This window comes from Chryseobacterium populi (assembly GCF_000282115.1).
GTDB classification, from domain to species: Bacteria; Bacteroidota; Bacteroidia; order Flavobacteriales; family Weeksellaceae; genus Chryseobacterium; species Chryseobacterium populi.
Genome location: NZ_AKJY01000111.1, coordinates 64,655 through 74,400, shown reverse-complemented (window position 1 = coordinate 74,400; position 9,746 = coordinate 64,655). Strand labels below are relative to the sequence as shown.

General features: G+C 36.3%; 10 protein-coding genes and 1 pseudogene. 1 reads left to right on the top strand and 10 read right to left on the bottom strand.

Features of this window, described 5'->3' with window-relative positions; genetic code table 11:
* The 3 genes and pseudogenes from PMI13_RS19515 to PMI13_RS19505 form a co-directional block, all read right to left on the bottom strand.
* Positions 1-437, bottom strand: a pseudogene (locus PMI13_RS19515) (T9SS type A sorting domain-containing protein); the annotation flags it as partial.
* 178 nt (positions 438-615) lie between these two features.
* On the bottom strand, positions 616-1,764 hold the full coding sequence (gene bshA, locus PMI13_RS19510) for an N-acetyl-alpha-D-glucosaminyl L-malate synthase BshA (protein WP_007846994.1): 1,149 nt from the start codon (positions 1,762-1,764) through the stop codon (positions 616-618).
* Between the two features lie 4 nt (positions 1,765-1,768).
* On the bottom strand, positions 1,769-3,499 hold the full coding sequence (locus PMI13_RS19505; RefSeq protein ID WP_007846993.1) for a glycoside hydrolase family 3 protein: 1,731 nt from the start codon (positions 3,497-3,499) through the stop codon (positions 1,769-1,771).
* A 116-nt stretch (positions 3,500-3,615) separates the two neighbouring features.
* Here PMI13_RS19505 and PMI13_RS19500 point away from each other — a divergent pair, with 116 nt between their 5' ends.
* Complete coding sequence (locus PMI13_RS19500) at positions 3,616-4,131, top strand: hypothetical protein (protein WP_156104454.1); 516 nt, start codon at positions 3,616-3,618, stop codon at positions 4,129-4,131.
* A gap of 76 nt (positions 4,132-4,207) precedes the next feature.
* On the opposite strand, the gene ribA is transcribed toward PMI13_RS19500, so the two are convergent.
* The 7 genes from ribA to PMI13_RS19465 all read right to left on the bottom strand — a co-directional run bounded on the left by ribA (position 4,208) and on the right by PMI13_RS19465 (position 9,683).
* The gene (ribA, locus tag PMI13_RS19495; RefSeq protein WP_007846991.1) at positions 4,208-4,804 is read right to left on the bottom strand and encodes a GTP cyclohydrolase II; all 597 of its coding nucleotides are present in this window, start codon (positions 4,802-4,804) and stop codon (positions 4,208-4,210) included.
* 24 nt (positions 4,805-4,828) lie between these two features.
* Positions 4,829-5,287: a hypothetical protein gene (locus PMI13_RS19490; RefSeq protein WP_007846990.1), complete on the bottom strand. Its 459-nt coding sequence runs from the start codon at positions 5,285-5,287 to the stop codon at positions 4,829-4,831.
* A complete protein-coding gene (locus PMI13_RS19485) occupies positions 5,284-5,898 on the bottom strand; it encodes a DUF4254 domain-containing protein (protein ID WP_007846989.1) in 615 nt (204 codons plus the stop codon). Before PMI13_RS19485 ends, PMI13_RS19490 begins: the two co-directional genes overlap by 4 nt.
* 18 nt (positions 5,899-5,916) lie before the next feature.
* The gene (locus PMI13_RS19480; RefSeq protein WP_007846988.1) at positions 5,917-6,123 is read right to left on the bottom strand and encodes a twin-arginine translocase TatA/TatE family subunit; all 207 of its coding nucleotides are present in this window, start codon (positions 6,121-6,123) and stop codon (positions 5,917-5,919) included.
* A gap of 30 nt (positions 6,124-6,153) precedes the next feature.
* Complete coding sequence (locus PMI13_RS19475) at positions 6,154-7,710, bottom strand: peptidoglycan DD-metalloendopeptidase family protein (RefSeq protein ID WP_007846987.1); 1,557 nt, start codon at positions 7,708-7,710, stop codon at positions 6,154-6,156.
* Positions 7,707-8,555: a DUF4292 domain-containing protein gene (locus PMI13_RS19470; RefSeq protein WP_007846986.1), complete on the bottom strand. Its 849-nt coding sequence runs from the start codon at positions 8,553-8,555 to the stop codon at positions 7,707-7,709. The genes PMI13_RS19475 and PMI13_RS19470 overlap by 4 nt, the downstream gene beginning before the upstream one ends.
* Before the next feature lie 111 nt (positions 8,556-8,666).
* On the bottom strand, positions 8,667-9,683 hold the full coding sequence (locus tag PMI13_RS19465; RefSeq protein WP_007846985.1) for a sugar phosphate nucleotidyltransferase: 1,017 nt from the start codon (positions 9,681-9,683) through the stop codon (positions 8,667-8,669).
* Between the last annotated feature and the right edge of the window lie 63 nt (positions 9,684-9,746).

Here is a 9,746-nt window from a genome sequence, read left to right as displayed (position 1 = left end):
CATAGATCAGATCCGCCCTTGGAATCTTCTTTTTTGTCCAGTCCTTTTCCGGAATAAGAAGTTCCGGCCAAAAGAAATCCACCTTCCTGGGTAGCCACCGTAGCTGACAGGAAATCATGGTTTTTCCCTGAGAAATATTTTTCCCAGACCTGTTCACCCTGCTGGTCAAGTTTCACCAGATGAAAATCGTAGCCGTTGTTTTGTTTGTTAGCTGAAGATTTAGAGTTGATAGAAGAACTACCCGTACCCTGAGGCTCCCGAAGGGTACCTGCCTGAATTGAACTTCCTGTAATTAAATACTGCTGATCGATTGTTGTGGTTACCTGGCTCAGGAAATCCTGGGTAGAGGATTTAATGTCTTTTTGCCATACCACATCCTGGGCAGACACGCCCAAAACAGTGCACATTGTAAGTACACCCGTGTAGAGTTTTTTCATACTTGTGTTTAGTTATTATTTGTTTTTTAATTTGCTGCAAAAGTAGTTATTTTATTTCACGGTAAAAAGATGTATATGAAGGATTTAACATAAACTTTTTATCAGTGCAAAACTAACGCAATAATGCGACAAAACTTGTCGCATTATAATTTAAATCTGATTGAAGATTATAAGCAATTTATACTTTAGACAATTCTTTTTTAAAATTTTCTATAGTTGTTTTGTACATTTCTTCATATATGGGAAGAATGTTTTTCAAATCGAATTTTATCGCCTGATCTTTCGCATTTGCTTTCATTTTGGTTAAAAGCTCTTCGTTGCTCAGGAGTTTGATTGTGTAGTTGCTCATGGCTTCTACATTTCCGATTTCAGCTAAAAATCCGGTCTCTCCCTGAATATTCACTTCCGGAATTCCTCCTGCATTTGAGCTGATTACCGGTGTATAGGCTGCCATGGCTTCCAATGCTGCCAGACCGAAGCTTTCCTGCTCGGATGGAAGTAAGAAAACATCAGAAAGCTGTAAAATTCTGTACAAATCATTCACCTTTCCAAGAAGACGGATTTTAGAAATGAGATCCGGATTTTCTTCCAGGAACTGATTTACTTTTTCCATATCCGGTCCTTCCCCGATGATAATTAATTTGGATTTTACTTTTTTCTGAACATTTTTGAAAATCTGAAGCACTTCATCAACCCGTTTTACAGGGCGTAAATTTGAAACGTGAATCAATATTTTCTCATCCGGATTCGCAAACTGCGTTCTCTGGCATTCGTTGCATTCATCAAATTCGGAATTATCAATAAAGTTGGTAATCACCTGGATCTCCTTTTTGATATTGAAAAACTGCAGAGTGTCTTTTTTCAGGCTTTCAGAAACAGAAGTAATGGCATCTGACTGGTTAATGGAAAACTCTACTGCATGTTTGTAACTTGGATGCTGGCCTACCAAAGTAATATCAGTTCCGTGAAGAGTGGTTACCAATGGAATATCATTGTTGTCTTCCCGCAGCATCTGTTTTGCTGTAAAGGCTGCATATGCGTAAGGTATTGCATAATGAGCATGGAGCAGATCAAGTTTATAAAGGTTGACGACACGGTAAATCATTGAACTTAACGCAATATCATAAGGCTGATACTGGAAAAGGGGATAGGTCTGAACATTAACCCTGTGGAAAAATATATTGGGGTTGGTGATATCTAATCTTGCAGGAAGAGCCGAGCTTATGAAATGGACTTCATAGCCTTTATTGGCCAGAGACATCCCGAGTTCTGTTGCTACAATTCCGCTTCCACCATATGTTGGATAGCAAAGTATGCCTATTTTCATTAGTTTATTGTTGTTTTGATGTTGTAAATACTGTTGAATTTGAAACTGAAGTGGGATTCAGATCGATTCCCATCCCTGCTTTTAACTGGTCATTAACCAAAACCGGGAGCCTTCCCCATATTTTTGTTTTTCCGTTTAAAGCGTTCGCTGTTGCAGTCATTGAATCGTCGTTGTTCTCATACGAAACAAGTACGGTTGGAACTTTTGAAATATCAAGGTCTTTCAGGGCATAAGCACTTCCGAAAACATTTAATATTACTTTTTTATGCTTCCTCGTTAAATCGGCAAGGATTTTTTTTGATTCTGCTGATATTTTATAAGGTTTATACGCTGTGGAATTATCTTTATGAAAACCTACAATCACTGTTGAATGAGAAGGAATGGTATTGATTTCGTTTGCCTTTGTGATGATTACATCTGCACCTAACTGATATGCGAATGTCTCATAAGGAGCTTCTTCCAACGGAACATAATATACTTTTTTTCCGGTAATAGGAAGTAATTTTTTATCATCTTTTATTAAGGTCAGTGCATTTGAATAAAGATTCTGAACTAAGATTTTGTGTGAATCATTATTGAGGTCAGAATTGATATTTTCCGGGTTTTTCGGACTGTACTGATACAATCCTAAGAAATATTTTGTCAGTAAAATCTTCTTTACACTTTCTTCCACTCTCGACTGGGGAATTTCTCCGTTATCGATCGCTTTCTGAATTAATCTTTTCCCTTCTGAAACGCCCTGAGAAAACAGCATAATATCATTTCCTGCCTTGAAAGCCATAGCATCAAGCTGTCCCGGTTGATATTTATTGGCAACAGCCCCCATGTTTAAAGCATCAGTGATAATTAAACCTTTGTAGCCTAATTTTTCTTTTAATAATCCGGTAATGATATTTTTAGAAACGGAAGCCGGAATTCCTTTTCCTGATTCCAACGCCGGAACATACAAATGGGCAACCATCACCCCGCCGATTCCTTTATCCATTAAAGCTTTAAAAGGAGCCAGCTCAATAGCATTCAACCTGTCCAATTGATGAGAGACCAGCGGTAGATCAAGGTGTGAATCTGTACTGGTATCACCATGTCCGGGAAAATGTTTAATAGCAGCCAGAATGTTGTTATTCTGAAGCCCGTTTGAATAAGATAAAGCGGAATTGATCACATTATCCACCTCAGAACCAAAGCTTCTGTTCCCAATAATAGGATTGTCAGGATTGGTATTGACATCCACAACCGGCGCAAAGTCCCAGTTAATGCCCATCCTGTGGCAGTCTTCTGCAATTTTGGCAGACATCTGCTCAATTAAGTTTTTATCCTGAATAGCTCCTAAGGTCATTGCCCACGGAAATTTATGAGCTTTTGCAATTCTCTGGTACAATCCCCACTCAGCATCCATCCCGATCATCAATGGTACTTTGGATTTTTGCTGGAACTCATTGACCAGGTTAATCTCCCTGGCTGCATCATCCTGCATTAAGATCAATCCTCCTATTTTATCGTTAATTACGATGTTTCTTACCTGATTGATATGGTTTTCGTCTTTATTAGTGTATAAAGCCACAATGAATAACTGTCCCAGTTTTTCGTCCTGGGAAAGCGATTGATAGGTGGTGTCGGCCCATTGCCGGGCTTTATTTAAATCAGTCTGAGATATATTTTTAGGGAGGTATTGAGCCGTAATTTTAGTGCTGATGAAGAGAAATATGAATAAGGAAGTGTAAACTATTTTGCTCATAACTTTTGAATATGAACAAAAATACGATTAAAAAAAATGATGAAAACAATGTTTTTGAGTTTTTTGGTATATGTTTTGAATATGCCATATCAATAATAATTAAACTTTTTATAAAAATGAAAAAATTTCTTCCTATTTTACTTTTAGCTTTTGTGAGCTTATTCATATATAGCTGTGATGATGATAATGACAATAACAATTTTGTAGATCACGATACGTATTCGGTAGCATACGATATTACTCCGACTTTCAGTAAAACAAACAACAATTTATATCAGTATTCTGATGAGTTCAATACCCCTTTGGTAGAATCAGATGTGGTTTTGATTTACCTGCAGACAGGTCTTACAAATAATAATTCGCCGATCTGGAGATTATTGCCTTACACATTTTTTACCAACAACAATACTGCTGTAGATTATTCATTTGATTTCAGTAAGTATGATATCGGGATCAATGTAAACTCTACATTAGATTTAAGTGTTAATCCAACGTACTATACTAATAAGAGATTCAGAGTGGTGGTAGTTCCTGCAAGTGCCGGTAAAAGTACTCAGGTTGATTACAACGATTACAACAGCGTAATCCGATATTACAAAATTGACGAGTCTAAAATTAAGACTAAAAATTAAGAATATATCTTTTCAATTTTTTATAATTAAAAAGCTCCGAGAGAAATCCCGGAGCTTTTGCTTTTATACTATTTTGTTAATTATCATTGTCATCCAGAAGATGCCCGAAATAATCTTTTTTTGTTTTCAGATACCCTTTGCTGATATCATTGGCAGGAATCTGTAAAGGAATCCTCGAATTAAGATGAATATTGCTTTCCGTTACATATTTTACCTTTTCAGGGTTGTTGGTCAGCAAATTAATATTCTTTACGTTCAATAAGTTTAGGATTTCAATTGCCACTCCAAAGTTTCTGTCATCTGCGGGAAGACCCAGCTGTAAGTTGGCTTCTACGGTATCAAATCCTTTTTCCTGTAATGAATATGCTTTTAATTTATTGATAATTCCAATATTTCTTCCTTCCTGGCGAAGGTAAATAATAATCCCTCCATTTTCATGGATATATTTCATTGCGGCATCCAATTGCTGTCCGCACTCACATTTTTTAGAATGGAAAACTTCTCCGGTGATACATTCTGAGTGGAAGCGCACATTTACAGGTTTTGAAAAGTCTGTATTCTCGGCTATAATAGCCATATGGGGCATCCAGTCGTTTTCGTTTTCGGAGAAAGCTATCATTCGGAAAGAGCCGTGTTCTGTAGGAACGTTGGCTTCCGCCTGAATCTTAATCATTAATTAATTCGTTCAATTAGTTTTTTAATTTCCTTTTAGAGAGTCTTCAATCACAGAAACATTGGTTTTTATTCTTACCAGATATCTGTTGAGTACTTCATCATCATCCTTATTGAGGTGCTGTCTGAGTTTTTGAATTTTTTTATAAGATTTCTCAAAATCTTTAACGGACCTGTTTTTTCCTGAAATATTGTTAGCATCAATTGCATATAAATAATTCTGCAAGCTGTACTTTAAAGTAGTTACTTCTTCATTCAGGTTGGGATTTTTAAATTTGGGAAAGGTAGAAATCAGATTGGATATTTCGGAAGCATTCACATTTTCTTTAATATTGATGTCAATACTTTTCTTTACCCCTCTATCTGAATCAGAACCTTTAGCTTCACTATAAAAATTATTTGACAGCGGAGAAAAATTTAATTTTTCCGTTGCACAGGAAGAAGTTAGTATGAGTATTAATCCGATAAAAAATAAATGTTTCATTTTTGTCGCCCCTTTTGATAAAGGATTGGGTTAAGACTTTCATCATTATACATTTTCATTTGTTTGTATATTTTCATCTTAACGTTACCGTTTTCAATATCAGTAAGCAACTGATTAATAGAAGTTGATAAATCTTCTTTCTGAATAAGTAATACGTCTAATTTTGCCTGGCAATTTAAACGATGCTCTTCAGAAGCGGAATCTCTATTGGCTTCTAACGACATATGATACACCTTTAATGCAAGTATTGATAATCTGTCTACGGCCCAAGCCGGGGTTTCCGTATTGATTTTTGCTTCAGGTTTAGGAGTTATATTTTCAAACTTTTTAAGAAACCAACTGTCTATAAATTCCACCAAATCAGTTCTCTGTTGATTAGAGGCATCAATTCTTCTTTTTAATTGAAGAGCGTCAGTCGGATTAATATTTTCATCTCTAATTATATCTTCCAAATGCCATTGAACGGTATCAATCCAGTTCTTTGCATACAAAATCCGTTCCAAACTGTCTTTTTCAAACGGGTTATTAATTAGAGCGTTAACGTCATCAAGTACGTGGTATTCTTCAATAGATTTATTGAAGACCTTCCATGCAGTCTCTGTAAAATTCATTGGAGTGATAAAGAATTTTTAGTTGCTATTATTGTTGGTTGAAGAGTTTTTGTTCTCAGAACCCGGTTTATCTTCTTCTTTTACAGCATCTTTAAATTCTTTAATCCCTGAACCTACCCCTCTCATTAATTCCGGAATTTTTTTACCTCCGAAAAGTAACACAAGAAGGATTGCTACGATGAGGATATGTTGCCAAGATAAGGCAAGTATTGTTAATGTTTGCATCTCTGATTTTTTTGCAAAGTTAGTCTTTTTTTAATAAGAAACCCAACCTAATGGATCAACCGGTGTACTACCGTTCCATACCTGGAAATCAAGCGTATAAGAACCGTCGAAATCCTGTCCTACCGTTCCTACCAGAGTACCTGCAGATACCTGTTGTCCTTTGGATACATTTACATTCCCGAGATTGGAATAGATTGTGAAATAATTTCCATGCTTTATCATGACTGTTTTGGTACCGTCACTGCTTGCAAGAACTGATGATACTGTTCCCGGGAATACAGATTTTGCCCGTGTTCCTGATGGTACGGAAATTTTTATCCCGTTATTTTCTTCCATGATATTTTTGAAAACCGGATGCGGCTGTCTTCCGAAACGGTGGGTAATCTGTCCTTTATCAACCGGGAAACCTAATCTTCCTTTGTTCTCCGCAAAGTTACTCCCTGCTGCTGTAGAAACTCCGAAGCTGGTCATTGCCTTAGATTCAGCTGCTTTTTTCTCATCTTCTTTTCTCTTTGCCAGGGCTGCTTCAGCTGCTTTTGCATCTGCCAGTTTCTTGGTCGCTTCTTTTGCTCTGTTATTGGCTTCTTCTGAAGCTTTTGATGCTGCTACTTTTCGTGCCTCATCTCTTGAGTTGGCTTCCGCTCTTGCAGCTTCCTCCGTACGTTTTCTTTCTTCTTCTGCTCTTTTTGCTGCTAATTCCGTTGCTCTTTTAGCTTCCGCCTCGGCCAGTTTTCTTTCTCTTTCCAATGCTTCGGCTCTTGCTTTATTTTCAGCTTCAATTCTTGCTTTTTCTCTTTCAGCAGCAATTTTTGCTAAACGGATCTTTTCTGCTTCGGCTTTCTTCCTGGCTTCTTCCTCCGCCTTGGCAATTCGTATTTCTTCCAAAATAATAGCTCTGATCTGTCCTTCAAGCGCTTTAGATTGGGTTTGTTTTTGTTTAAGTTCGGCTGTCAGTTTGGATTCGTTTTTCTTGAATTCAGCAACCAATTGTTCCTTTTGAGATCTCTCGGCATTAATGGTTGTCAGGTCTTTTTGCTGATTGACCAAAAGCTGATCCTTGTCTTTGATTGATTTTTGCCTTTGGGCAATGGTATTTTTAATTTTATTGGCAGCATCTGTAATTTCAGCAGCCTTTTTATCCTGATAGTCTGAATATTGCTTTAAATACTGGACCCTTCTGATTCCTTCCCCTAAATTTTTAGCAGAAAGAATGAAAGTCACTTTATTTTGTACCCCCTTATTTTTATAGGCATTTACCAAAACCTCAGCATAATTCTTTCTGAGTACGGCCAGTTCTTTATTTTGTCGGTTGATTTCCAATTGACGAAGATAGATGTCATCTTCTATGAATCTTTTTTCTTTTTGAGTATTGGTATACACCTTCTCTCTTAAAGCCAGCTTTTTGTTTACATTACTGAGATAAGCTATAGAAAGCTTAGATTCGTTTCTTGTTTTTGCTAAATCTGAATTTATCTGTGCAATTTGTTTTTTAAGTTCAGCATTCTGCTTTTGTAACTGCTCTTTTTTTTGCCCATAGTGCAATGAGAACAGCAAAATACCTATTAAAAAGCTAAATTTTTTAATCATTTAATTTCAATTTTCTTATAATTGGCTGGAACTGAATAGGGTGTTTCCATCTTCGAAAAATCAAATTTCGTATTTTCTAATAGAATCTGACTTGTTTTTGAACCTTTTATAATTATTTTAACATTTTTTGGTAAACGGATTCCATTATATTCATCCCAGTTGCTGTAGGAAATTTCCAGCTCATCCGGAGATAAAACATCCTTTAGGTTAACACTTAATAAATCGTAATTCGTATCATATTCCAGGACTATTTTATATTCCCGGGTCTTCTCATCAGTAACAATTTTCTGATTTTGAATTGAGGACATTTTATATCCCTGTGCATTTTGGGTAAGGGAAAACTGGGAGTCATTGATTTTCACAAACGTTCTTCCCATCAGAATTTTTTCCAGAGATTTATAATCAATAAAATTAACGTTCAATAAATTATTGAGGTAATCAAAATCCGAATCAATGTAAGATTTACTGGTTCTGTCAAGACCTTTTACACCTTCAGGAGTTGCAATTCCTCTTGCCACACCAATGAATAAGGCTGTTAAATTCATCCAGACTTTCTTGTCGTTTTCAATATAAATGACCGCATCAAGAGTAGGGACAAAACTTCCTGTTTCTACATTTACTTTACTGTTGATTTTAATCTGGTCAAATTTTGGCGGAATAATTACATGTTCATAGAATGTAAGCTTATCTCTTACCGGTTGATTTGCATCTTTAGGATTGTTATCGTCTTCGGTTACTATCGTGCTGTCTTTAATAGAGCCGGTATTGTTTTTTTTTGCGGCATTTCGTGTTTTACAGGATGATAAAACGAGAAGCAATAATAGCAGCGGGATCCAGTTTTTCATGTATTTAATCTTTTCAACTAAAGTAATGCTTTGCAATATTAACGCCAAACCACACAAAACATTTTGTGTGGTTTGATTATATGCTTTTAAAGTTAATAATTTCCGGGACGACTATTTGGATAAAAAATCCAAAACGGAATAATCCCCCAATGAAATTTCTCTTGCCACTCCAAAATATTTTGCGGAGTTTCCGATCATTGAATTAGAAAGGTTCCCGTGATTAATGGCCGTATTTTCCTGTATTAAAGAATTTTCAATATTTGAATTTACAATAACGGTATTATTTCCCAAAGAAACTCCGGGACCGATTTTAGAATTCGATATTTTTACATTTTCCCCGATAAAACAAGGCTGAATAATCAAAGAATTTTCAATAGTTGCAGAAGCCGGATAATTGGCCATTTCTTCTTTTTCGTAAGCCAGAATTTTGCTGTTGGTTTCTACAGTGGCATTTTTATTTCCGCAATCCATCCAGTCATTTACTTTCCCAAGACTGAATTTTGCTCCTTTAGCCCTTAAATTCTCTAATGCCATGGTCAGCTGATATTCACCGCCGTTTTTAATGTCATTATCGATGATATGATTGATCTCATCCATCAGTTTTTCAGCACTGTTGAAATAGTAGATTCCGATAATGGCAAGATCGGAAACAAATGTTGTAGGTTTTTCAACAAAGTCTGTAATGAAGCCGTAATTGTCTAATTTTACCACTCCGAATGCAGAAGGGTCTTCTACACTTTTCACCCAGATCACTCCGTCGGAGTTTTTATCCAACTGGAAATCTGCACGGAAAAGGGTATCTGCAAAGGCAATGACAACATCTCCCTGCATGGATGCTTCGGCGCATTTTATAGCGTGCGCAGTTCCAAGCGGGTCATTCTGATAATAAATGCTTCCTTTTGCACCCAGTTTTTCAGCAATCTGAATTAAAGATTTTTCAATTTCAGTACCGAAATCTCCGATGATAAAGGCTACTTCTTCTATTTTTTCTCCGGCCACTTTAGCAATGTCTTCTACCAGTCTCTGTACGATAGGTTTTCCGGCAATAGGGATAAGTGGTTTAGGAACCGTTAATGTATGTGGGCGTAATCTGGAACCGCGTCCAGCCATAGGGACAATAATTTTCATTTATATATTATAAGTTCTAAGGTTTTTGTATTGTTTAAATTTTTCAGTATAAAGATACTAATT